The sequence below is a fragment of the Allocoleopsis franciscana PCC 7113 genome, from assembly GCF_000317515.1.
Lineage (GTDB): Bacteria > Cyanobacteriota > Cyanobacteriia > Cyanobacteriales > Coleofasciculaceae > Allocoleopsis > Allocoleopsis franciscana.
The window spans coordinates 2,983,341-3,008,209 of record NC_019738.1 but is presented as its reverse complement, the minus strand read 5'-3'; the positions used below and the strand labels follow the sequence as shown (position 1 = coordinate 3,008,209).

Sequence of the window (24,869 nt, the reverse complement as noted above, 5' to 3'; positions counted from 1 at the left end):
CGTGTACTTATCGTGGTTGTAGCCGATGCAGTTTTGAGCGGGAGCCACTGCCGCTCGTTAGGAGGTTGTGCCCACAATGATAGGTCTATCTTGGATAATCGTCACTCTCAGGGAGTCACTTACCTTATCTTATTCTTCAACCTGGGTGGGATGACAAATTAAACGTTGTGGGTCTTTGAGCGCGGCTAATTGGGGATGGGTTCCGACCAGGATTCGTCCATCGGGGGTAACGCTGATGCCTTGTGCTTCTTGGATGGGATCGCCGAGTTTCCAGGTAGATGGGGTTTTGGGGGCGGGAGAAGAGGTTTGTGGCGTTGCTGGATGGGGAAGGGCTTGAACTTGGGTGACGGGATAGCGACCTCCCTGAGCATCATAGGGTGTGGTGGGTAAACCTCCGGTTCCTGTGGAGGTAAAGCTGCCTTGTTCGACGTTGCGACGGGCGAAACAACTGGAGGCGATCGCTTGTTCGGTGCTGAAGAAATTGGTGTTGAGCTGGTTGAGGGCGTCCTGCACGTTGATCTCTGGGGTATTAACTTGCACGATGCCGTTGAATTCAGGGGTTTTCCCGACAGCGATGATGTCACTTTCGGGAGTTTGCTGATCGCGAACTTGTGTGCCGAAGATGCCTTGAGTGTTAATGGTGATTCTGCCTCCGGTTCCTTGGGGCGCACTGGCGGTGATATCGCTATTTTCTTCGGGGACAGCTGCGATCGCACCTGCATTAATAATGATGTTACCGCCCCTCTGATCGCCGCGAGCTTCGGCGGAAATTATACTGTTGTGACGCATCTGTAAGGAATCCCGGACATTGAGGGTAATACTGCCCTCTTGAGCGGATTCACCAGCGTTGGTTGATGCTGTGATGCCTCCTTGATTGTCCAGAAGGATGGAGTCAGCATTGATGATGAGTGTTCCTGCTTTGCCTGTGCCATCATTCCTTACTGTGACTTGAGCTCCATCGGTAACGCTTAAATGAGGCGTGTTAATCGTCACGTTGCCGGAGTCTCCAGTCGGCACAGGTGGCAATCCGAAGAATGCTTGTGTGAGCGGGTCAACAATATTAGCAGAAGAGATGATCAGGCTGGGATTTACAAACCCTGGAGCCTTGCCACTTACCTCTACAGACTCTGAGGCGTTGACGATAATACTTCCGGCATTACCATAAGCTAGGGTGGAAGAATCTACTCTACCCCCATCTCGAACGACTAACTTTCGAGTATTGATAATTACGCTTTCAGCGTTTCCCTCATTGCCACTAGCAGAACCCACAGTACTTGCAACTAATCTGCTTGTTTGTGCCCCAGCGACTTCGATGGATTGAGTGGCATTTAACCTTACAGTTCCGGTAGAACCCGTGCTAAAGGTTGCAGATACAATGGCTCCTCCATCCAGAACCCTCAACTGTCCTGTTGACACACTCAGATCTCCTGCACGTCCAGAACCGTAAGTTTCAGAATTGAGAAAGCTGAGTAAAGAGGGATTAAATGCAGAAGCTCCACTGACTTGCACGGATTCAGTTGCATTCACCCTCACCTCGCCACCGTTACCTGAACCAAGGGTTCTATTATCGACATATCCGCCATCCCGAATAATCAATCGTTGAGTTGAAAGCTCAATGTCTCCTCCCTGTCCAGCTCCCACAGTTTGATTGACTAAGCGGCTAGGAAGCAGTCCATCTGGGGAACTTCCACTGATTTCCAGAGACTCAGAGGCGTTGACGTTGATGCTCCCTCCAGGTTGATCGCCTTGGCTTTGAATCAAAATGAATGAACCATCAGTCAGAGCCACATTAGCACCCTGTAAATGAATTGAGCCACCCCCATTGCCTGTAGTAGCTTCACTGGCATCTACTAATGCCTGCGATAAGAGCTGAATATTCTGAAAACTCTGCACATTCTGATAACCTAAAGCCCAGCCTTGGGTAGTGGGGCTAAGGCTGACAATACCAGAACCAACACTGCCTAACTCAATTCGTCCTCCTTCTGCCGTCAGAAGAGCGCCGTCTAAGGTGACATCACCTCCAACTAAGGCCAAAGTTTTTCCTGGGCTAACCCGTAGACCCGTTACGATACTACTTCTATCAAGAAGTGGGAACAATGGATCTTCAATGAGTCTTTGACCTGTACCTTGCACACGAATTGCTGCCTGATTACTTCCAAATCCCAAGCCAACTGGAACGTTCACCATTAAAAGTGAAGGGGTCTGGGGGTTGGTAGTGCTGAACTGGGTGTTATCAGCAAAGATGATGCGATTGGCGGTAGTACCTAAAAATGAGCCACCAATATCAAGTGAGGCATTAGGCCCGAAAATAATTCCATTCGGATTGAGTAAAAACAGATTAGCATCGTTGGCTCTAATTAAACCATCAATATTAGAGATGGAGCTACCTGTAACACGACTAAAAATGTTCTGAATAGCTGAACTATTGTTAAAGTAAGCTGTGCCACCTGTGGGGACAGAAAACTGGCTAAAGCTGTGAAATAAATTACTCCCTGCTGGAGTACCGCCAGTGATAATGCTGGTGTTGCCAGACTGTGTGGTGAGAGAATTGAAGAGTAACGTGTTATCCGGGACAATCTGTGCCTGAAGTGGGTAGTTTAGACATAAAGATGATAAAATAATTGCACTTGTCAAGAGATGATTTCTGTAGTGACAATCCTTATTAAGAGAGTGAGACATTTTATTGAATTTCCTTAATCCTTACAACAGCTTTAGAGATGGCTGACTTGAAGTGATAAGAGCTTTAACTAAAAATAGGCAGTCTAGGATTTGACATTAAACCAATCATGAATAATACCTAAATAGGCTTTAGCTTCTAGAAGACAACCTGGTTGATAAACGATTTTTATATGATTAATTGTTCTCTGAAAAAGACTTATTGCCTCTGAACGAAGTAATAGATCGCCTCCGGTCAGATTTTCAGGCCATAATTCTGGATGCTCTGCTTTTTGCGAGTACCCTGACCAAGCAAGAAGGGCATTTTTTTTTGCCAAGGTAGATAGATCCATTTCAACGAGACGATTGAGAAATAATAGTTCCGGGCGATTAAGTCGGGGCTGCTGCTTCGGATAAAATTCTAAGCCAATTCTTGGATAGATAGTATCGCCAATATCGAGATTCAACAAAAGAAAATCGCTCTCATCTAAAAAGGTAGATAAAGTCAGGATAATGGTTGAGAGTGTATTAGTCGGATCTTTCCAGCCTATTTGCCTGAGATAATCTGCCACCTGCTGTAAGAGCAAACCACATACTGTTATTCTTAAAGGTTGGTTTGGTCGAGACAGCATCGCTCCAACCTGATCGCTTCTGGCATTGCTGGGTAGGGAATCAATGCAAAGCTGTAAATTCGATTGTTGTTTTGGGGAGACTTGATAATTAGGTATCCTGAGTGCTGCCTCAATTAGTGCTTGAGCGTCACTAAAAGTTTCCTGAAGGGCATTAAAGAAAATACATGGGATTGGCAATTGTGAGGGCGGCTTATCCAGATCGAATTCCAGCCAGATATGTTTCACATTTTGGTGTAGTAAAGATGTTGTGTCAACGCATTCTAGGCAAAAGTTCTGTATGCCTTGCCAAATGGGATGGGTCAGCAAATTTTTCGGTAGATTGAGCGTGTGACAAGGGTAACAGGTAAAAAAGTCCACTTGAGGCTGATTCGCACCTAAACGGACTTCTAATACCGTCCTAGAGCAAGGAGGTAAGATTTGAGTTAATGATTGAAGGCGAGACATGGCTTCGGCTGAAACTAGGGCAGAGTGAAGGTGGGAAGTAACCACTTTCAGATAATCTGCCATTGAGCTATTCATAGATCGAACTGACGTAGTTGAAAGGTATCAATGTAGTTTCAATACAAATTATGTAAGAGCGACCTCTAAGACCGCTCTTACACAGCAAAAGCAGGCTTAGGCTCACCAAACTACTACGCTTGGAATCTCATCTAGATTAGCTAGAGGATAACTGATCTCTACCTCATCACTCACGAGATCTAAATAGTTGACTACATCTTGCTCACTGAAGGTATAACCGTTCTCTTCTCCCATTGCCACCAAAAGACGTACAAGGCTTCCCTGATCGGAAACCCCTGATAGCCGTTCTCTAAGTTCCTGATTCTCCATAACGACTCGGGCAAATTGCTTTAAGTTTCGTAGCGACATAATGTGCCTCAAAAAAGTCTTTAGATAAGTTTATCCGGGTAGTTCTCCAATTAATCTAAAACGGATGGCACTGACTTAAGCCCTGAACTAAAGTTCGGGCTAAAAGCTGAAACCCGTTTTAACGGGTTGAAATGCTTATTTAGTAAGCTAAAGCTTACTTAAGCTTTGAGCCTGAAATTTATTTCAAGGCTCTTATGTCAGTGACATTCAATCTAAAACTGTGAAACAGGTTACTTCAAGTGCCTGATTTTCTCTTAACTAATTGGCAGAACCGCTCTAAGTTGTCTTGAGACATATAGTTTTCCCAAAAGTTATCGCAAAAGTATAGCAGGTTCTTAGATTTTTCATTTGTAGCAGCAAAAAATCTTCAAGAATCAGCTAAATAGCCTTATCCGGCTTGAGCCTAAGTTGAATTGCTGGGGATTTCTAGCGTGCAGGCTCAAATTCAGCTATGTTGCGGAGCAATCGCACCCAGTCTATGTCCAGTAAGCTAACCTTTTTAGGGTATTTTTCTTAAGCTGTCATCCAGGGCGAGTATCGATTGTTTATGGTTGATTGAATTCTTGGATTAACAGCTAGTAGTTAGGGTTCTGGCATCGATCCACTGATGACTAAACGTTAAATATCCCTTAGCTTCCAAAGGACTGTCTGTTTGATAGACAATTTTTATATGGTTGATTGTTCTCCAAAAAACGCTAGATGCCCTGGAACTTAGTAAACGATCTCCCCTACTCAGATTCTGAGGCCATAATTCTGGATTGTCGGCTTTTTGAGAAATGCCAGACCACGCTAGAAGGGCATTTTTTTTAGCTGGCGTACATAATCCCATTTCAATCAAACGGTCTAAAAATAATTCCCATCTAGGTTCATGCTCAGGCTGCTTTTTTAGAAAAAATTCTAAACCTACTCTGGGATAAATAACATCACCAATATCGAAGGACAAAAAACGTATTTCATCTACCAAGCCATATAAATTAGAGACGAGAGTAGAGATAGTCTCTGTGGATTCACACCAGCCTATTTGCATCAGATAATCTGAAAACTGCTGTGGAGGGATACCCCCCACTATTAGTCTCAACACCTCACCCGGACGAGACAACATTGCCCCAATATGCTCGACTTTAGCACCCTGAGGAAGCGAATTAACACAAAGCTGAAGATTAGACTGTAATTTTGAAGAGACTAAATAATTAGGTAACCTGAAGAGAATTTCAATCAGTGCTTGAGCATCATTAACATTTCCCTCATTCCAGAATAGAAAAATAGAAGGGATTGGTACTTGTGATTGCTGTTCATCCAAATCAAATTCAAGTGCTATTTTTTTCACGTAACGATGCTCTAGAGATGTTGGCTCAACGCAATTCTGGCAAAAATCCTGTAAAGCTTGCCAAACACCATGATTGAGCAACGTCTCTGATAAATTTAGGATACGAGGGGTAAAAAAAACTGACATGTCAGTCTGAGACTGATCAGCGCCTAAGCGAAACTCCAACATGGCTGAAGAGAAGGGGGGTAAGATTTGAGCCAAGCTTTGGAGGTGAAGACTTGAGTTAGGAGAGAGCAACTCAGAGGGAAGGTAGGAAGTAACCACTTTCAAGTAATCTGCCATTGAGCTGTCCATAGACTTACCCCTTTTATCGTGGACTTCAACTTTGCCTACCTTGTACAACTTGCTGTTATGGCTCTAAAGCTGCTTCACAACTACTGCAATTTCCCAAACAGAATGTTGCAAAGTCTGCCTGTAGAGTGTGAGCTAGGCTAATAAAAGTAAAGAATTTGAGGTGGTACATCACTTAGTGGGTATGTAAATTCGTGCTCTTCTCTTATTTGCGCTAGCTTCTCTCGAACTTCTTCATCAGTGAATCTGTATCCCTTCTCTTGACCTAGTTGAACGACACAGGAAACAAGGCTTTCTTCATCAGGGCAGGCTTGGAGTTTATCTTGCAGCACCTGATCTTCCAGCACTAATTGCATAAAGTCTTCTAAGCCTGAAATCGTTAAGGTGCTTTGGCTCATGATTGCTATACCCAATTCAACTATGTGGATTATACCTCGTTCGCTTTTCCAGTTGACAACCTATCCAAACTTAAGTTGGCACCTTTTTTCTGAATAACTCCCAAAAGGCTTTCCGGCTATCGCTGACATAACCCTGCACATCTACATATCCTGCTGGCTGTTCTCTAACATCCAACAGAGGCACAATCGGTTCCCTAACTGCAAGGCTCAGCAATCTCCCGTTGAGTTCCAATACAATTTGGCGTTGAAGCAACTCCTCCACAACAGGCTGAATCTCATCCCAGGAAACCTCATATCCGTACTTCTTATTTAGGACATCCAACAGTTCTCGATAAGTCAAAGTCCGATCGCATTCCACATACACTTGATAGGCTAACCCATCTAAACTAATTTCCTGCTCAATTGCACAAGGTCGAGTATCAACTAGCTTCATGCGATCGCCATTATCCTCCATGACACTCAACATCGGCGGCGACTCCGACTTAAACAGCCTTTGCCATTCACTCACCCACTCTTTGAGCCTTTGATGCTCCGGAATCTTCCTCTCTTCCCCCACTTCATCAAACGAGTACGCTAAATCCTTCAGCCTCTCGGCATCCAAGGGATAGAGATAGGAATAGGTGCGCTGAGGGACAAGGGTTAACCCATACTCCTCTTGTCGCTCATAATAGGGACTGAAGCGATCAAAACGCATGAGTCTAGTCTCTTCAGTTGGCGGCTGCAAGTGAACCATTAACGGTAGCCATTCCAACATCTGGATGTACCACTCCCCACACTCCCCCGGCAACCCCACCAAAAAATTCCAAAACACCTGAATCCCAAACTCCCGCGCCCACTTGAGCAACTGGACATTCATCAACGCCGTATTACCCTTCTTCATCAGCCCCAGCAGCGAATCATGCATACTTTCAATTCCCGGTTGCAGCCAGCGCACCCCCGCCTGTGCCAACTGCTGCACCTGCTGGCGCTTCAGATTCGCCTTCGTTTCATAAAAAATTGAATAAGGCTCCTCCAACGCCGCAAACATCGGCAGCACCGTATCAATGTGCTTTAAATCCAGAATGCTATCCACCACAAAGAACTTCCGCTGCCCGTAGCGCCTAGATAGCCAACTAAACTCCCGCACCACTCGTTCCGGCGACTTCGAGCGATACGTCATCCCCGCACCATTCAGCCCACAAAACGTACAATGTTGCTTTTGCCCCCACCAACAACCCCGTGACGTTTCCACAAACATCCCAGGCGTAATGTAAGGGGCAAGTTTTGGGCAATTTTCCAGCGTTTGAAAATAATCGTCGTAGTCCGGAATCGCAATTTGATCCAAATCCTGCACCGATGCACGAGGAGCCAAAGCCATTACGACTTCCTTGTCCCGATGAGCAGAGCCAACTACACCAAAGGGTAACTCTGTCAAGTCCAAATCCCGACCCCGTTCCAGAACCTTGCCGCATAACTGGGCAAAGATTTCATCCCCTTCCCCCGAACAAACAAAATCCACCCAAGGAAACGCCTGGAGAGTCGCCAAACCCATTACCCCTTCACAGTTCGCCCCCCCCATCACCGTTATCACCTCCGGCGCTAACTCCCGAATTCGCCGCAGCAAGGCTAATGAAGCACAGTTTTGGTGAAAGGTGGAGCTACAACTGACAATCCGAGGCTGTAAGTCCAGAATCGATTCAGCCATGCGCTCAATGAACGCCGCCGCCTTCTGGCGCACTCGCCAAAGTTCCTTGATTGTATCTTCTTTAAGATTCGGGATAGTCCTGAAATAGTCTGAGTGGTTCGGCTCAAAGTCGGGGAACGCTACCCCTGAGAACGTCCATTCACCCACGAAATAGGCTGCCAGCCCTTCACTGATTATCTTGTAGTTATAGATTCCAACTTCTTGGGCAAACCAGAGATTGGGGTAGAGCACCGTCGAGTTAATTCCACTCTCCGTGAGGCTGGCTTTCAACAAACCCAGAGCGAGAGAGGGGCGCTCCATTGCAGCGTAAGGCATCAAAACCAAGCATACATCCGTCATAGGATTATTAATTGGTAATTAAAGCTAAATTACCATCCCTCATTCCTAAAAGATGAAATAAGTTGCTTCCGACGGTTGTACCGTCATCTATTGCGAAGGCGTTGAAAATTGCTGTATGTAGAATGCGACTGATGCCCGTGAGTGCTGGAGATAGTGAGTCAATTACTTTAGCCCATCGTTATAATATGCGTCTGGGTTGTAACGGTGGCATTCCTGCGAGATGTTAATTAAAGTACGAGATGTTAATTAAAGTACGGGAAGGTTAAGTAAGTTTTCTATTGGGTAGCGTATTTCGTACTTTATCCATTCTTCCTCCATGCGTTGCCTCACCTCCTCAACAGTGAAATCGTAGCCGTTTTCTTGTCCCAACCGAACCATTAGCCTGACCAGGCTTTCCTGACTAGTCGCCCGTCGCACTCGCTCTTGCAGCGCTGGGTCTTCAAGTACTCGTTGGTAAAATTGTTGCAAGCTTTCTAGAGACATGAGTTTTTCCCAAAATCTATCGCAAGAGTATATCAGGTTTTTAAATAATTCAGCGACGAGTCAAGATTTTCCAAGGTTAGCAGGAGAGTTTTATTGTTTTAATACACGATCTTCGTAAGAGCAAGGCATACCTTCCTCCTACATTTAGCGAATAACTACAACCAATTCCCAATCAGAACAAACGGCGACCAAACCGCAGGATGATTGTAATTTGCATCCGCAATCATCTTCACCTGTGCCCGTCTCAACGCTTCCGCCTTGGTCACATTCGGTTGACGCAATTGGCTATAAAATTCCTTAATCAGGGGCACTGTGGCTTCGTCGTTGATATACCACAGCGTTGCTAGGGCACTCTCAACCCCAGCACGAACCGCAACCCCCGCAATTCCCAAGGCTGAACGGTTATCCCCAGCAGCGGTTTGACAAGCACTCAGTGTCAGCAATTCTACCGCCTCTCGACTGCGACGAGAACGCAACAAGTTATCCAGGGTTTCAATACTCAGCCGCTGGTCAAATCCTACCAAAAATGTACTCTCCGCATCCACACCAAACTTACCGTGAGTGGCGATATGTACAATGGGGTAACTTTTTTTCTGCAATTGGGTTTGCAAGTTGGGCAGGGTAAACCCTTCATCAATGAGTTTCGTGCCGCCTAAAATCTGGTTTACCGCTTCTACCTCCGCCCTGACATTGGAGAGGGAAGCAAAGGGCGATCGCTCCACGGTTAATCCTAAACTGAGAGCTGATAAATTGTTATTGTGTACAGGTTGGCGAGTCGTTAGGCTCAGACTCGGTGTTGTGGCAATGGGATACTTCTGAATTAAAAATTCCTTGCCATCATGTAATGCTGCCATCGGGACTTTCCGCAGCACTCCATCGTTAATAAAAACCACAGTATTGGGCTTGAACGTCGTTAAGTTTGCTTCTAAGGGACGAATCAGCCAATCGTATATTTTCTGCGCTTGGGATAGATAATCTTCCGTTGCCCGTAATTCCAAGAAATAGCGCAATTGGTCAATTTTTTGCTCAATTGCCTGCCGTCCCATTGCAATGGGATAATGGGTAAGTGAACCATCCGGCGATCGCAAAATTAGGTGCGTCTGCTTGTCCAAAATCACCGAGTAAACCACAACGGTATTGGTATCCGTCAACGCTGCCTCACCCTCACTCTCAGCCAAGGCTACCTGCACACACTCATCCCCAAAGAAGTTTTGCAATTCAGCCAGTTTGAGTAATTCCAAAATATCCACAACTTGCTCTACAGAAGACTTGGCACGATTGGATTTTGTCGTTTTCAAACTTACCTGAATATACGGATTGGGGAGCAAAGATTTTGGCGTGGGGATAACACTTTTCACCTTCGCGGATGGGGGAGATTCCAGTAATAATGTCATCAATTCCCGATAGACTGGCTCCACCTGTTCGCGGAAATCGAGTTGCAAATCTTTGTTCGCGCCAACAATATCCCCTCGAATGCTTTGCAACGTTGCGATCGCTTGTTCATAAGCGGCGATCGCTTGTTCGGTTTCACCCAACGCTTTGAGCATTCGCCCCACATGCCACTGCCAGCGATACAAGCTATCCGGTGCATTGATTTGCTGAGCCGCAAACTGCGCTTTGCGATTCAATGCCAGGGCACGATTCAAGTCTCCTGCCGCCTCGTGTAACTCGGCGAAGCTTCCTAAAGCAAAGGATTCCGCTCTAGCATCCCCAATCTTTCTCGCCACCGTCAGCGCTTGTTCTAAAAGAGTTGCAGGTTGTAGATTTGAACCCTCAACCTTTGAAATTTGTTCTGCCAGATTAATTAACGCATAGGCTTTGTCTCGCGAATCCGGTGCGGTTTGCAGTAACTCGCTGGCTCGGTTAAAATTTTTTAGGATTAAATTTCCGTCATGCTGGGTAATTTGTGTCTGGGCGTTCCCACTGGCTCCCGAACGCTGACTCCGAACCAGCAAACGATTCCAATTCATCAAGGCTCTTGCTTCCTCTAACCCTGAAACCCCTTGAGCTGCTTGCCAACTTTGCTCAAAGTAAGTTTTGCCCTGGGTTCGATCTTGTGTTGCGGCTTGGGATAGGCGCGAAAATTCTCGATTATTGCCCTCTAATTGAGCTAACTCAGCCTGATAAGTATAGCGATCGCCCCGGCTCGCGTAGACATTGCCCAGGTTATTCAACGCGGTTGTGATGTAAGGGGGATAATTCAATTCACGGGCAATTTTTAAACTGGTTTGGTGCGCTGCCAATGCTTGATCATAGTCCCCTAATGCCCAGTAGGCACTGCCTAAGGCTCCTTGAGCTGCCGCTTCTGTGAGTCGATTGGGAGTGTTTTGAGTAATTTTAACCGCTGATTGCAATAGGGTAATCGCTCGTTTGTGTTGTCCCAAATCGCTGTAAGCCTGTCCTTGCTCGGTGAACAATCTCGCCTGTGCTGAGCGTGCCGCCTCATCTTTTTGGGCGCGATAAATTTGGATGGCTTGTTCCCAATGAGCGATTGCTCGATCCAATTGACCGATTTGTCGATAGGCGATCGCTAAATTACTGTAAATGATCGCTCTCTCTGGGGCGGCGGAAATTTGGGTTAAGGCTTGTTGCCAGAGTGCGATCGCTTCAGCATATTGCCCCCCTTGATAGCGTTCAATCCCCTGCTGTATCGCTTGGGAATAGGGTTGTTGACTCCCACTCGCAGGAGGAGAGGGGAGAGATGGCTGCTCTACAGGAGCCGAAGACTGAGCTTGTCCTATTGCTCCCACGTGAAATACGCTGCAAAAAACAAGACTCGCGAAGAAGATAAGACTGAATCGACGCCAATCTTGGCAAATTTGAAACATTTCAGTCAACTATCCAGAGACAGATAAGTGTATTTTATTGAGTAGACTGGGGAGTGTCCGTAAATCCACCGACATTTCTTAACTCCTAGATTTACGGTTAACTCATTCATGCATTTGAGACAAATTCTGCTCGGTACGGGTTTGTTATACTTCAGTTGCCATTGTGTGACCTTAGCACAACAGGCTCCTGAGTCGGAAGAAAATCAACAGACGCCAACCCCCTCAATCGTTTTACAGTTAGCACAAACCAATCCTAATCTGCCACCTGGAATTCTCGAACCGACTCGTCCAGGATTACCCCCTTTACCCTCCACCTCTCCCGACACGCCTACGCCACCCTCTCCACTCACACCCCCACCGGAGATACCCCTGACACCACCCACCGAATTGGGGGTGAAGGTGAAGGTGAAACGAGTAGAAGTTTTAGGCAGTACAGTCTTTTCACCCCAAGAATTAGAAGCTGCCGTGGCGTCTTTTATCGGAAAAGAAGCCACGTTTGAAGATTTGTTGGCGATTCGGGCTGCTATTACTCAGTTATATACCAATCAGGGTTACACCACTTCGGGTGCATTTTTGCCCGCCCAAGATTTAACCGATGGTGTGGTGAAGATTCAGGTGGTAGAAGGTGCGATTGAAAAGATTGAGATTGAGGGATTGACACGTTTGAGAAGCGCTTATGTGCGATCGCGCATTAACCTCGCAACTCTTGCCCCCGTTAATCTTCCCCGTCTGGAAGAAGCCTTACAACTCTTGCAACTTAATCCTTTAATCAAGACAGTACAAGCTGAACTTGCCGCAGGTACCGCCCCCGGTTTGAGTGTATTAACGCTCAATGTAAAAGAAGCACAACCCTATACCGCCGCATTCACCGTCGAAAATCGGGATTCCCCCAGTGTGGGTGAGATTCGGGGAACAGCCGAAATTGCCCATAACAACTTGCTGGGTTTTGGCGATCGCTTTACTTTCGATTATGGAGTCAGTCCAGGGATCAATACTTATAACTTGGGCTATGAATTTCCCGTCAATCCTCGTGATGGCACGGTGAATATTAGCTATGGCAGTAGTAGCAGCCGGATTGTGGAACAACCCTTTGCAGATTTAGATATTAACGCGGATTCTTACAACGTTTCACTGGGTTTTCGTCAGCCTATTGTTCGCACTCCCAAGAGTGAATTTACCGTTGGTGTCTCTTTGGATTTGCGTCAAAGTCAGACTTATTTATTTGAAAATGTACCCTATTCTTTTTCTCCAGGGCCAGAAAATGGTAAGTCTAAGTTGACGGTTCTGCGGTTGAATCAGGACTGGATTAATCGCTCGACAACGAGAGTTTTAGCGGCGCGATCGCAGTTGAGTTTGGGATTGAATGCTTTGGGAGCTACGTCTAATGAAACTGGCGTTGATGGGCAGTTTGCGAGTTGGTTGGGACAGTTTCAATGGGTTGAGGCTTTAGGTGGAAATACCATCTTCTTGGCTCGCGCCGCCGCTCAATTTTCCTTAGATTCTCTCTTACCCATTGAACAGTTTAGTATGGGGGGAGTCGAGACGGTGCGGGGCTATCGGCAAAATCAAAGAGTAGCGGATAATGGGATTGTGGGTTCTCTGGAATTGCACTATCCGATTATTCGCCAACCGGATGGTATGGGAACCTTGCTGTTGACTCCTTTTTTTGATGTGGGTACGGTTTGGAATAATCAGGGCGAAATCCCCAGTTCCAGTACTTTAGCTAGCATTGGTTTAGGATTACGTTGGCAACGTAATCCTCATTTTTCTGCTCGTTTGGATTGGGGAATTCCTCTGATTTCGGTTACTGAAGATGGTAATTCTCTGCAAGATAATGGGATTTCGTTTTCAATTCGTTTTCAGCCTTTTTAAACTAAAAAAATACAAGGAATAGAGCTTATAGGTTAGGCATTTCTGCAAGAGGTGCGAGATCTGAGTGGAGAAAGAGTTAATCATCATCGTCATTCAATCGGCAACGCCCGGTGGTGTTACACTCAATCCGCTTCTGGCGATCGCTCATAATAGTAGCTAAGTCTGGTCGTCCCGTGAGAGCCAGTCGCCAGTCCGCCCAGATTTCGTATAGGGTATCCACAATCCAACCAATCACAGGTAGCTTGGTGGCAGCATAAATCCACCCCATCCCCAGGATTTCGTAGACTCGACGAAAAACCTCGACATTTTTGATCACAGTGCCGTCGGGGAGTACCGCGTGAATTCGCCCCATTGCTGTCTCAAAGTCTACCCCGCCATGCGAAGAGGGAGTGTAGTCATCCTCGGCAATGTCCACAAACGCCACTTTTCTTCGGCCTGCATCGCGTTTTCTCAAGAAGTTGACTTCTCGCACGCACAACGGACATTCACCGTCGTACAGCAATTTGATTTGCCAGGACGGCTGTTCAGGCACAGTGGCGACTTCAACGGATTCGTGGAGTTGGGTATTTGATGAGGGCATAGGGGGTTGCAGAATCAATTAGCGTTGGAAGCGTTGTTAACATTCTCCCCAGCAAGGAGATGGAGATTTTACTGGCTTATTTGTTACTAATTGTAACGATGTTTATTGCTAATTGTAACGAGTTGAGGATGCCATTCAGCACACAAGGCGTTGAGCGTGCGATCGAGTACACAAGGCAATCGTACTAAAAATCCCTTCAAATGCTTGAGGCTAGAATCATTCCATGAATTTTGAATGGGACGAAAACAAGGCGGCAAGGAATCTGTCAAAGCACAGAGTTTCGTTCGAGGAAGCCAAAACCGTTTTCGATGATCCACTCTATGTTGACTTCTACGATCCAGACCACTCTAAGGATGAGGAGCGTTACCTTATTGTTGGAGAGTCAAACCGGGGACGTTTACTGATTGTGTCCTATACAGAAAGAGGAGATGTTATTCGCCTGATTAGCGCAAGAGAAGTAACACGATCCGAACGAGAAGTTTATGAAGAGGGTTAAGCCAGACATGGAAGATGATCTGCGGTCAGAATATGACTTAAAGAGCCTACGAGTCAGAAAGTTAGGCTCTGGACGGAAGAGTTTTGGTGGGACAACTGTACGCTTAGAGCCTGATGTTGCAGAGATGTTTCCTAATGCTGATGCAGTCAATGAGGCTCTACGGTTTCTGATCAGGATTATGCAAGAAAATCAAGCTCTTGCTCCCAAAATGCAGCCGAGTACTTCGTTGGAGCAAAAGGACGAAAGTCCAAAATGATTGATTTTAAGCTTGCTTGCTACCGCTCAAGTATGCTGTTAGCTGCTCCAGTGCTATCACACTATACCGCGATTGAGAACTCCCTGCTGCTTTGAGATCCCTTGGATTACGATGTATGAGATGTTTGCTGTCGTAAACTCTGCTGTTAAGCTACACTAGGCAGTCAAGTATGGGAAATAGGAAGCCGATTCCGCCACAAGTGGAAATAAATATACTCCTTGCATCTGCACGGAGATGTGCATTATGTTTTGGTTTTGAAGGGGATTTCACTCGCAAGAAGGGGCAGATTGCCCATATCGATCAGGATTCATCGAATCCCGATGAGGCTAACCTAGTGTATCTGTGCTTTGAGCATCATGACGAATATGACAGTAGTACAAGCCAAAGTAAAGGCATTACTCAATCAGAGCTACGGGAGTATAAGAAATCACTATTAGCTGCGATTTCTAGGGGTGAACACACACGTTCCGATGAACCTGTTCAGGGTATTGGTACTGTTCAAGAATTCAAAAATGATAATTCTGGAGTACAGGTAAACAGTGGTAATACAGCCATCGGTCATCAAACTGTATACAATCAGCAAGCATCAGAGTTTTTCGATGAAGTAAAGAATGGTGTACGAACCACTTATCGAAGAGATCCTGTAACTGGAGCGCTTATAGTTGTTAGTATGTCGCTTGCATAAATAATTGCGAACTGGTTTAACACCAGTGCGATTCCGTATAAACACGGAATTTTTTGAGCTTTCTTGAAAATAAATTCCGTGTTTTTGCCGTAGCGCTTGTAAGCATCAGCCGTTGATACTCGGAGTAGAAGCGTTAATGAACAAAGAAAAGATATGGCAACAACGACACTTGTCCTAACCACTAGTTATATTGCTTCACTCGTGTTAGCTTTTTGTTTTGGGGGTCCGCCTGCTGAAATAGTAGTCGCTATACCTGGAATATTTTACTTGATCCATCGCTGGAAACATTAGCATTTGATATTTACTGTTCAATAATTTTAGGATGGTAGAAATCATAGTGAAAGCCGACGATCCAGATATTGCTACAAATACGGTCAGACAAATAGTGGGTAATCGGGGCAAACTGCTGGAAGCTACGAAAGCTTAACAAAAAAGTGACCTTACTAACTAAGAGCCACGGCTATAAGGAAAACCTCAGTAGCCGTGGCTTTTCTGACGCTGAATTATAAAGAAATTGTACGTCAGTGCGATCGCCTTTGCTAGTATCGGAGGCGATCGCTAATGTCCTTCTCACTCCAACCTCTCTGCACCTTCGTTGGTTAATCTACCAGCTCATCTAAGGAAAGCTTCAGGAGGTCACACAACGCTTTAGTCTGTGGTAAATAGAGCTTTGGAATATATCTACCAGCTTCCCAATTTTTCACAGTAGTTACAGTCACACCCAATTCATCAGCGATTTGCTGCTGCGTCAAATTGAGCAATTTGCGCCGTTGTTTGAGCTTTTCCCCCACACTAGCCATTAACTGTCTTATTCCAGAACTAGAATAGTTAAGTTGACTTAACTATTATTTGCCCGTAGTATGAAGGCATAACTTCACACGGTCAGAAAGCCAGTGCGTCCGGGCTACCAACCAATCAGCACTGGCTCTGGCTCCAATTACACATGGAGACAAGTTAATTATGCCTTACAAAGAACGCCTTCACCCTTGGATACTGGTTCGCCTGCTGTTCAAGATGCAAAGATTGACACTAAACATAGATATCTCAAGAAGGGCAGCGCTCCTTGAACTGATCAGAGCGCTCTAGATTATCGCTGCCTTTTCTTAACCAGTTTGTCATTTTACGCAGTCGTGCGCTCAAATACGCGATCGCAGTACCACCCTTCTTCAAGACATTACCCAGAATTTGACAATGAAACACTCCGACTGGCTGCGCCTTCAAGCAGAAGGCGAGAGCATCTGTGCAACCTTGCGCCAACAGGGATACCAATGCCGCAAACAAACCAAACGCCTATCCTGGAAACTTTGCTCATTGGGTCAGGGCGATTACATTCTCACGATCACACCAACACCTGTCAGCGACTGGACATTGATACCCCACAATACCAGCCCACAACGCGAACAGCTTTGGCAACTCATTGAACATACCTTAACCAGCATCAGAGAAGAAGTCATGAAAACTCAGCCAAAACGCGCTTCACAAGCTGAAGACTACTCCCGCCCTTGGGCGATTGTCCGACTCCTACCTGATGCCAGACGGTATACAGTGGCGAGATTCGTTAACCGCCAAGACGCCGAAGATCACCGACGGTTTCTCAACCGCTTCATGCCTGCTGCTGAATTTGAAGTCCTCTTTGATGTTCCTGACGCGCAGCTTCAACGCGCAACTGAAGAAGAAGATTAGACTTCTCGCAAAAATGCTAGACCCCTCCCCAACCCTCCCCTTGGTAAGGGGAGGGAGTAAGATTTCTTTCTACTCCCAGGATAAAAGTTTCTCATATTCCCCCCTTAATAAGGGGGGCTAGGGGGGTGAGATTTTGACTTTTACAAGAAGTTTATTAAACACAGAATCAAGCGACCATGACAACCCTATTTCGCCGCATCAACCCCGCACAAAAATTCCGCATCACCAAGCATCAAATTGCCAAATTATTGAGAATTCCCTCTTCACTGATTGTCAAAATCGAATCCTGGCTCTAAGAGAACATCAAACCGATGAGGCAGTGGGTCGTCGTTTCCGAGCCGGAGTCCCTGATTTTATGGGCTTTTGGGTGCGGGTGGGTTTGGATGGTGTCTGGGACTTTGCACGATTACTGCGACGTTGATTCGATCGCTGAGGCTTCGTCGGCTGGTCTGCCCCAGGCTGGGATTTTGAGGTTGGCTCGTATCCTGGAATCACTTCCTTGGCAAGGGTTTGATTGAGCAACCGTTCGATATCCTTTAAGAATGGATATTCATCGCCACAGACCAGGGAAACGGCTCGCCCTTCGTTTCCAGCGCGACCTGTGCGACCAATGCGATGCACGTAGTCTTCTGGGACATTGGGCAGTTCATAGTTAACTACGTGAGGGAGCTGATCGATATCTAGACCCCGTGAGGCTACGTCGGTGGCGACTAATACCCGCACTTTCCCTTGCTTAAAGTCTTGCAGGGCGCGGGTGCGGGCGGCTTGACTTTTGTTGCCATGAATGGCAGTGCTTTTCAGCCCATCTTTAGCAAGCTGCTCGGCAAGACGGTTGGCTCCGTGTTTTGTGCGGGTGAAGACTAGCACCTGTTTCCAGTTATGGAAGCCGATCATATAAGAAAGCAGTTCTCGCTTGCGATCGCGATCGACAGGATGAACCACCTGTTCCACTTGCTGTGCGGCAGTATTACGGGGAGCCACTTCGATCTGAGTGGGAGACTTGAGCAGGGTGTTGGCAAGCTGCTGAATCGGTTTAGAGAATGTGGCAGAGAACATCAGCGTTTGCCGGGATGAGGGGAGAATTGCCAATATTTTGCGGATGTCGCGGATGAAGCCCATGTCTAACATGCGATCGCATTCATCCAGCACCAGTATCTCCACTTGAGAGAGATCGACAGTCTTTTGCCCAACGTGGTCGAGTAACCGTCCCGGCGTGGCGACTAGAATATCAACTCCCCGGCGCAGTGTTTGAATTTGTGCTTTAATTCCGACGCCACCATAAACGACTGCCGAGCGCAGGGACAGGTATTTGCCATAGGTTTTGACGCTATCGTTAACCTGATCTGCCAGTTCACGAGTGGGGGTGAGGATGAGGGCGCGAGGCGTGCGATGTACCTTGTTGGGGTTGGTGGTGTTCAGGAGTTGCAGTAGAGGCAGGGTAAAGCCTGCTGTCTTACCTGTTCCAGTTTGGGCACTGGCGAAAACGTCTTTTCCTTGCAGGACGGCGGGAATGGCCTGCTGCTGAATCGGGGTTGGCTCCGTGTAGCCAGAGTCAGCAACAGCACGAAGCAAGTCGGTCGAAAGACCGAGGTTACGAAATGTCATGGATGTAGTTACTCCTAGTGGTGCCCCTATCCCAAATCAAATGCCTGGGGCCAGTCTAAGAGCAGGAAATTGGTGTTCAGTTGGATCGCTTGAATGAGCTTTCTCCAATGCGCCAGCAACAGACCGGAATGTACTGGCTTTTGATTCATCTTAGCAGAGCTAGTTGAGAATAATGCAAAATATCAGTATAAAAACTCTCAACGGACAGCCTGCTAGTGCAGCGCGGCAGAAATAACCCACCAGTCCAAAAAGGTGTAAAAAGCTTAGTGTACAAGCGTCCTTACCTTCTGCCTTCTGCCTTCTTGCACTAGTATCCTTGGCGTAAGCTGTTACGCATTAGACATCTCCGGAAATTAAGTTTCAACTACCGTAGTACAAGGATTTCAGATTAATTATCGGAGATGTCTATTTAATTTGTATACCTTCACACCCCACACCCTACACCCCACACCCCTTTCAAAAATTTTCATATCCAATTTAGATGCGCCGCAGCTTAGTCACTCTTGTTCCGCTACTTCCGTTAATCCAGCCCGATCAAGTAAAGAGAGAAAAGCTTCATGTATCGATCGATCAGTGGAGTTGGTAGATTGAGCCTTTAAAAGGATATTTATAGCGTCGTACCAGAGTCCAGCTTCGGCATAAATTGAAGCACGATCGCGATCGCTTTTTGCCGTGGCTAGCTGTTGCTTGAGTGCTGGTGTTTCTGCTACGCGCTTAATCCAGCTTTGGGCAACGGTGTCTGAGGAGCGCCGATTAGCATTGCTGACTAAGCTCACAGACCAACGGTATTCTTTCCCTGGAACCAATGCGGGCAGATTTTTTGGCATTTTCAAGCGAATAATACCCGCTTTTTCGAGTTGTAGTTGCTGCACAAAAATTGGCTGGGCAACGCCCGATTCTACTAAGGCAAATTCTACGGGTTCCTCTGGTATTTCTGAGACATACCAGAAAAAGGTAGGATGACCCGATAACGTTTGTCCTGTGTGATCGTCCGGAACTAATAGTTTCAGTGTCACCTCTCCAGACTCATCACCGCCTCGTGTACCCGCTCCTTGGGTGCGTCTGGGTGTGCCGCGATAGGGAGGCACATAGTTAAATTTATAGGCTGGTTGTTCCGCAAAGCTGGCTAAAGCAGGGCTGGATAATTTTTGAAGTGGAGAACCATCCACCCAACGGATCACAGGCATGAGGAATAGAGATGCGGTAGCCGTAACCACACTCATCATTAGTCGAGTATTCACCATAATAAAGACGCAATGTTTTAAAGTTTTTTACTATGAGTAGAGCGCCCTGATTTACCCTAATTTGGAGAATCGTGCAGTAGAAATTCTAAGATTTCACAGAGTCATCTATCTGTTTAGGATAAAATACTCCAAGACATATTTCCTCTCTATTTAGATAGAAAATCCGCTTAATTTTTATTAGATTTAGATAGTAAAACTTGATAAATTTCAGTGGGCTGCTTACGTCCTTTGAGTTGTTCCTCCCCAATAAACTTTGTGGGGAACTGTCCCTGTATATGCAAATAAGTTTCTTTATTAATCAAAATGCGACAAATCCCGCCGTTGAGAGATTTATCATAACTTTCTAACCGCGATGCCACATTCACACTGTCCCCAATTGTTGTGTAATCGAGTCTTTGGGAACTACCAAGACTGCCGGTGACCACAAGACCGGTGGCAATCCCGACTCGCATTCCAGCCGTGGGGCGTCCTTGAAGTTGCCATTTTTGATTGAGCGCCTGAAGGGTGGATGCCATAACTTTGGCGCAATGCACAGCGGCGATCGCATCTTTGGCAATGTCTTCTAGTGCCGTGTGTGGAATGGGGACGCCGAAAACAGCCATGATTGCATCCCCAATAAACTTATCCACAGTGCCTCCATGGGCGTGAATCACCCCGACCATTGCACTCATATATTCGTTGAGCCAAGACATGAGTGTCTCTGGATCAGTTTGCTCTGCAATAGAAGTAAAACCTTTTAAGTCTGCAAAGAGTACCGTTGCTGTCATCTGACGCCCCAACAAGCGTCCTTTTTTTAGAAGCTGACGGCGATTGTGCCAGATGGTTCTGGCAATAGCTGGACTGACGTGACGCCCAAATAGATTCATCACAGTTCGTCTATCTTGCCGCTCTAATTGAGCAATATAACCAACCAAGACAGTGGCAGACCCAAATAAAGCGATCAGAGGTGGCACCACTGGAATCCACCAGTGGTTCAAAAACAGCAGATACGCGATAATAATTAGTGCGATCGCCACAATCACTAAACCCATCACTGTGCGTAACAGAGAGTAATTTTTATAACCTTGAAAACGCACAGCCCATGTTAAAGCCGTACCCGCACTCGACCAGAGGAAAATCCACAAAACTTCTACCGATTCTGACCACGTCCGAAGCACGGGACGCCCTTCTAAAGCAGCACTTAAGACGACGGAGGTAAGATGGGCTTGAATCTCGACACCAGGACTTTGCTTGGGCGACGGGAGCAGATCGTTGCTATAGGGGGTATAAAATAAATCTTTCAAGCTCGGTGCAACCGACCCAATTAAGACAATGCGATCGCGCACCAACGAGGGCGGGACTTGGTCGAGCAAAACCTCAGTCATCGAAACCTGATCAAAAGGGGCATTTCCTTTAAAATTCAACAAGATTTGATACCCACCGGCATCTGCCCGAACATAGCCGCCATCATTCTTTTCAAAGGGAACCAAGACAGTCTTCCCTAACTTCATAAAACCGTTTACATCCGCTGTTGGGGTAATGCCTTGACGCTCTAGATAAATCAACGCCAATCTTAGCCCCAAGCTAGGTAAAGCGGGTTCGGATTGAGGCGTGAGAAACAACATGCCACGACGAATTCTGCCATCTGCATCAGGCACGACATCATTGGCACCCACCTGACCCAACTCTTTTAACACGGGTGGTGGTGCGGTGGCATTGCCGATGCTATCCTCAACTTTTTTTTCAATACCAATCAGATTCGGTGTAGATTTAAACACGCTTTCCAAGGTTTGGGTACCGGGTGGCACTGGCAAATTTCGATACAGGTCTAAACCAATCGCTCTTGGCTTTAAGGCTTTCAGTTTGTTGATCAGTTGAGCTAGAACAGCATCACTGACAGGCCACTGTCCCACATAACGAAGGTCTGACTCATTAATCCCAACAACCAAAATGCGCTGATCAGGTAGCTTTGCCGGACGATTGCGAAAGAATTGATCAAGTGCCGCCCACTCCCATGACTGCAACAGACCTGAAAGGCGTAGGACAACCACAAGGCTAGCGACCGTAATCGCTCCAATCCCAACTCCACGCCGTTGCCAAATTGTCTGTCTCAGTCGCTTCAATTTCATGTCATTGGTAGTCCTAAAAGTCAAGGACGATAGTAAAAAAAGCTGGGGATTTGCACCCTTTTCAGTAAGCGACCAAACCCGCCCGGAGATTAATTTCCGGCGTCAACTGAAGGCTGAAATATAAAGTCTGTAGGAAGCATTGAATTCTGTTTAAAGCAGTTCACGGGCGCTTACCTCCCGTTATAGATGAAAGAAACGACTTCTTTTACTCCCTGATGTCTTCTATTTCCTACTTCCTAGATGCTGACTGTGTTTGAAAGTAGCAGATTAAGTCCTCTGCCTGGGCGAGAGCTGCCAATTGTGGGATAGTACCGAGAACCACACGACCATCAGCCGTGATAAACATTCCTTGCGCCTCTTGGAGGGGAAGGACGATGCGGCGGTCGGAGTGTTCCGCGATCGCTTCTGGACTCACGCGCCACCCCGTGGTGCTGTTCTCAGCAATCTGCTGTACATCAGTTATAGGATAAGAAGTCGTGAAGGCACCATCTGGTGTCGCCGGTAACCCACCCGTACCAGTGACGGTAAAGCTGCGACCTTGAGCATTTGGGCGTCCCAGACAACTATCGGCAATCACTTGTTCGGAACTGACAAAATCTTCTTCTAGGGGCGGCAGAGACGCTTCAACGCTATTCACTTCGGTATTGATATCTACCACGCCGCTAATTCCCAGAGTGGAACTAGCCGTGATTTTGCTTGTTGGAGCAACAAATAAACCTTGGGTGTTAATTGTAATATTTCCCCCAGTCCCTTGGAAGGCGTTAGCGGTAATGCTGCTATTTTTCAGAGCAACTAAGATGTCTGTGTCAATCGTGATGTTGCCGCCATTTCCACTACCACCCGCTTCGGCGTTGATGATGCTGTTGCGGCGTAGTTGCAAAGAATGGGTTTGTAACTTAATATTCCCGCCCTCTCCAGCTACGGTTGTGGCGGCGGCAATGCTGCCTTGATTGTCAAGATTAATCGAATCAGCAATGACTTCCAAGTTACCTGCATCTCCCGTTCCGCGACTGCGGACGCTGAGTCTTCCCTCATCCTCAAGCCTCAATTCTCCAGTTTGGACGGTTAAGTTTCCGCCTTGACCGGTCGAACCCGCCTCCGCTGTAGCCGCCACAGCACTTTGAGCCGAACCATCGCCAGACTTGCCGATGATTTCCACAAACTCAGACGCCGTCACTGTAAGATTTCCCCCCTTTCCCAGACTCGCGGTACTCGCCCCGATTGCCGCCCCATCCCGTACCGACAAGCGCGGTGTCATCACCTGTACGTCTCCCGCATCTCCACCCCCGAAGGTTGTGCTAAACAAGCCCGTCAAAAAGCGAGTACCTGAACCCAACACAATCGGATTGTTGCCGAGGAGTTCCACGGATTGGGAGGCATTCACGGTTAACTCTCCCCCCCTACCGCTTCCCAGGGTACTCGTTCCCAAAACGCCATACTCTTGCACTAAAAAGCGTCCTGTATTCACGGTTAAGTTTCCAGCCTGACCGCTATCCCCCAGTCCACTACCTGTGATTAAAGCAGAAGTGGTGAGTTCGACGTTATCCGAGGCGTTGACGGTTAAATCTCCACCTTCACCCGCTCCCAGGGTAGATGTGGCAACAAACGCTCCATTACGGGCAACAAAGGAAGGCGTATTAATCACCACATCGCCCGCCGCACCCGAACCGTAACTTAGGGTAAACAAGCCATTGCGTAGATTAGCCGGTTTAATTTGTCCGGTTAAAAACAGTTGTATGTCCTGGAGATAGGTTCCTGTTCCGGTGAGTTCTACTGAGTTGGATGCGTTGACGTTAATTTTTCCTCCGCGTTGGGAACCCAGGGTTAATGCTTCAAGGCGTGACTCTTCACCGAGTCGTAGCGATCGCGCCCAAACCAGAATATCACCTCCCCCGTCACCACTGGCATTGACGACCGCCCGATTCGATAGCTGTATATCTTGGAAGTTCTGCACACCCTCATAGCCCAATTGCCAATCATTATTAATCGGTTTTAGACTGACAAAACTATGATCTGCAACGCTACCGAGTTCAATTCGTCCGCCCGGTGCTGCCACTGTGCCACCTTGCAGCCTCACTTCACCGCCCACAAGTGCCAAGGTTCTTCCCAACGGCACCTGTAGAGTTGATTCTTGCACCTGTACCGTTGCGGGTGTTGCCCCGAATTGCACTCCCAAGGGAACGCTGACGGTTAAAAGTGAGGGGTTTTGAGGCGTTGTCGCACTGAATGAGTTGCTATCGGCAAACACCATGCTGCTAGCCGTCGTTGCGAAAAAGGAACCCTTTATATCCAGACGCGCATTAGAGCCAAATAGAATGCCATTCGGATTCATTAAAAATAAATTAGCCGAACCATTAACACCTAGCGTTCCTAATATATTAGAAGGATTAGCCCCTGTTACCCGCGTAATAATAGTTTCAATTCCAGTTGGTGAGGCAAAATAAAGCCGCTGTCCGTCGTTAAGATTAAATTCTAAAAAACTGTGAAATAGGTTTGCACCTCTCAATGCTCCACCATCGATGCGATCGGCGGGTTGATTATTGATGAGAACGCTAGGAGTAATGATAGAACTTTCGCTGCCTAAAGTAGTATCCGGGGTTAACTGAGCGAATGCCCGACCTTGAGGAAGTAAAACGTAAAAAAGTAACAGAAAAGTGTAATTAATTAATGTTTTTGATTTCTTGACGGGAATGCTTAGGATAAGCTTCTCTAACACTTCCCTGATCAGCAGGCAACCGTTAAGTCGGATACGAAGTTTCGACTCATCGCACCCATTCTCTATATCTTGTGCCAACGTTATTTCCCACGACTTCAACCTAGTTTGAATTTTTTTGAG

The 24,869-nt window shown here is 46.8% G+C and carries 20 protein-coding genes; 5 read left to right on the top strand and 15 right to left on the bottom strand.

Going from position 1 to position 24,869, the window contains the following annotated elements; all coding sequences use genetic code 11:
• Window positions 1–129: 129 nt before the first annotated feature.
• The 8 genes from MIC7113_RS12645 to MIC7113_RS12610 all read right to left on the bottom strand — a co-directional run bounded on the left by MIC7113_RS12645 (window position 130) and on the right by MIC7113_RS12610 (window position 11,426).
• The gene (locus MIC7113_RS12645) at window positions 130–2,634 is read right to left on the bottom strand and encodes a beta strand repeat-containing protein (RefSeq protein WP_071884129.1); all 2,505 of its coding nucleotides are present in this window, start codon (window positions 2,632–2,634) and stop codon (window positions 130–132) included.
• Between the two features lie 128 nt (window positions 2,635–2,762).
• Complete coding sequence (locus tag MIC7113_RS12640; RefSeq protein ID WP_051055673.1) at window positions 2,763–3,794, bottom strand: hypothetical protein; 1,032 nt, start codon at window positions 3,792–3,794, stop codon at window positions 2,763–2,765.
• A 114-nt stretch (window positions 3,795–3,908) separates the two neighbouring features.
• Window positions 3,909–4,154, bottom strand: a complete 246-nt coding sequence (locus MIC7113_RS12635) for a Nif11-like leader peptide family natural product precursor (RefSeq protein ID WP_015182555.1) — start codon at window positions 4,152–4,154, stop codon at window positions 3,909–3,911.
• Window positions 4,155–4,722: 568 nt separating this feature from the next.
• Window positions 4,723–5,481: a hypothetical protein gene (locus tag MIC7113_RS12630; RefSeq protein ID WP_226883638.1), complete on the bottom strand. Its 759-nt coding sequence runs from the start codon at window positions 5,479–5,481 to the stop codon at window positions 4,723–4,725.
• Between the two features lie 431 nt (window positions 5,482–5,912).
• Window positions 5,913–6,170 carry a Nif11-like leader peptide family natural product precursor gene (locus MIC7113_RS12625; protein ID WP_015182553.1) on the bottom strand — a complete coding sequence of 86 codons (258 nt, stop codon included), beginning with the start codon at window positions 6,168–6,170 and terminating at the stop codon, window positions 5,913–5,915.
• A 70-nt stretch (window positions 6,171–6,240) separates the two neighbouring features.
• Window positions 6,241–8,193 (bottom strand): RiPP maturation radical SAM C-methyltransferase, encoded by a 1,953-nt coding sequence (locus tag MIC7113_RS12620; RefSeq protein ID WP_015182552.1) that lies wholly within the window; start codon window positions 8,191–8,193, stop codon window positions 6,241–6,243.
• 246 nt (window positions 8,194–8,439) lie between these two features.
• Window positions 8,440–8,676: a Nif11-like leader peptide family natural product precursor gene (locus MIC7113_RS12615; RefSeq protein ID WP_015182551.1), complete on the bottom strand. Its 237-nt coding sequence runs from the start codon at window positions 8,674–8,676 to the stop codon at window positions 8,440–8,442.
• 155 nt (window positions 8,677–8,831) lie between these two features.
• Window positions 8,832–11,426 carry a CHAT domain-containing protein gene (locus MIC7113_RS12610; protein WP_226883637.1) on the bottom strand — a complete coding sequence of 865 codons (2,595 nt, stop codon included), beginning with the start codon at window positions 11,424–11,426 and terminating at the stop codon, window positions 8,832–8,834.
• 186 nt (window positions 11,427–11,612) lie between these two features.
• On the opposite strand from MIC7113_RS12610, the gene MIC7113_RS12605 reads away from it, so the two are divergent.
• Window positions 11,613–13,376: a ShlB/FhaC/HecB family hemolysin secretion/activation protein gene (locus MIC7113_RS12605; RefSeq protein ID WP_015182549.1), complete on the top strand. Its 1,764-nt coding sequence runs from the start codon at window positions 11,613–11,615 to the stop codon at window positions 13,374–13,376.
• 76 nt (window positions 13,377–13,452) lie between these two features.
• Here MIC7113_RS12605 and MIC7113_RS12600 read toward each other — a convergent pair whose 3' ends face one another.
• Together MIC7113_RS12600 and MIC7113_RS37590 are read right to left on the bottom strand one after the other, a co-directional pair.
• A complete protein-coding gene (locus MIC7113_RS12600) occupies window positions 13,453–13,956 on the bottom strand; it encodes a thiol-disulfide oxidoreductase DCC family protein (RefSeq protein ID WP_015182548.1) in 504 nt (167 codons plus the stop codon).
• Window positions 13,957–14,042: 86 nt separating this feature from the next.
• A complete protein-coding gene (locus tag MIC7113_RS37590) occupies window positions 14,043–14,273 on the bottom strand; it encodes a hypothetical protein (RefSeq protein WP_216596516.1) in 231 nt (76 codons plus the stop codon).
• Here MIC7113_RS37590 and MIC7113_RS12595 point away from each other — a divergent pair.
• From MIC7113_RS12595 to MIC7113_RS12585, 3 genes are all read left to right on the top strand, one after another.
• Window positions 14,180–14,452, top strand: a complete 273-nt coding sequence (locus MIC7113_RS12595; protein WP_015182547.1) for a BrnT family toxin — start codon at window positions 14,180–14,182, stop codon at window positions 14,450–14,452. The genes MIC7113_RS37590 and MIC7113_RS12595 overlap by 94 nt on opposite strands.
• Entirely contained in the window at window positions 14,439–14,708 is a 270-nt protein-coding gene (locus tag MIC7113_RS12590; RefSeq protein WP_041780033.1) for a hypothetical protein, read from the top strand. The genes MIC7113_RS12595 and MIC7113_RS12590 overlap by 14 nt, the downstream gene beginning before the upstream one ends.
• Before the next feature lie 169 nt (window positions 14,709–14,877).
• The gene (locus MIC7113_RS12585; RefSeq protein WP_015182545.1) at window positions 14,878–15,393 is read left to right on the top strand and encodes an HNH endonuclease signature motif containing protein; all 516 of its coding nucleotides are present in this window, start codon (window positions 14,878–14,880) and stop codon (window positions 15,391–15,393) included.
• Window positions 15,394–15,992: 599 nt separating this feature from the next.
• Here MIC7113_RS12585 and MIC7113_RS12580 read toward each other — a convergent pair.
• Window positions 15,993–16,193, bottom strand: a complete 201-nt coding sequence (locus MIC7113_RS12580; RefSeq protein WP_015182544.1) for a helix-turn-helix transcriptional regulator — start codon at window positions 16,191–16,193, stop codon at window positions 15,993–15,995.
• Window positions 16,194–16,584: 391 nt separating this feature from the next.
• On the opposite strand from MIC7113_RS12580, the gene MIC7113_RS12575 reads away from it, so the two are divergent.
• Window positions 16,585–17,076 carry a hypothetical protein gene (locus MIC7113_RS12575; protein WP_015182543.1) on the top strand — a complete coding sequence of 164 codons (492 nt, stop codon included), beginning with the start codon at window positions 16,585–16,587 and terminating at the stop codon, window positions 17,074–17,076.
• Window positions 17,077–17,379: 303 nt separating this feature from the next.
• On the opposite strand, the gene MIC7113_RS12570 is transcribed toward MIC7113_RS12575, so the two are convergent.
• The 4 genes from MIC7113_RS12570 to MIC7113_RS12555 all read right to left on the bottom strand — a co-directional run bounded on the left by MIC7113_RS12570 (window position 17,380) and on the right by MIC7113_RS12555 (window position 24,827).
• Window positions 17,380–18,681, bottom strand: coding sequence for a DEAD/DEAH box helicase (locus MIC7113_RS12570; RefSeq protein ID WP_015182542.1), 1,302 nt, complete (start codon window positions 18,679–18,681; stop codon window positions 17,380–17,382).
• A gap of 497 nt (window positions 18,682–19,178) precedes the next feature.
• Window positions 19,179–19,925: a DUF928 domain-containing protein gene (locus tag MIC7113_RS12565; protein ID WP_015182541.1), complete on the bottom strand. Its 747-nt coding sequence runs from the start codon at window positions 19,923–19,925 to the stop codon at window positions 19,179–19,181.
• 167 nt (window positions 19,926–20,092) lie between these two features.
• On the bottom strand, window positions 20,093–22,033 hold the full coding sequence (locus tag MIC7113_RS12560; protein WP_015182540.1) for a CHASE2 domain-containing protein: 1,941 nt from the start codon (window positions 22,031–22,033) through the stop codon (window positions 20,093–20,095).
• Between the two features lie 229 nt (window positions 22,034–22,262).
• Window positions 22,263–24,827: a beta strand repeat-containing protein gene (locus MIC7113_RS12555; protein WP_015182539.1), complete on the bottom strand. Its 2,565-nt coding sequence runs from the start codon at window positions 24,825–24,827 to the stop codon at window positions 22,263–22,265.
• Window positions 24,828–24,869 lie beyond the last annotated feature (42 nt).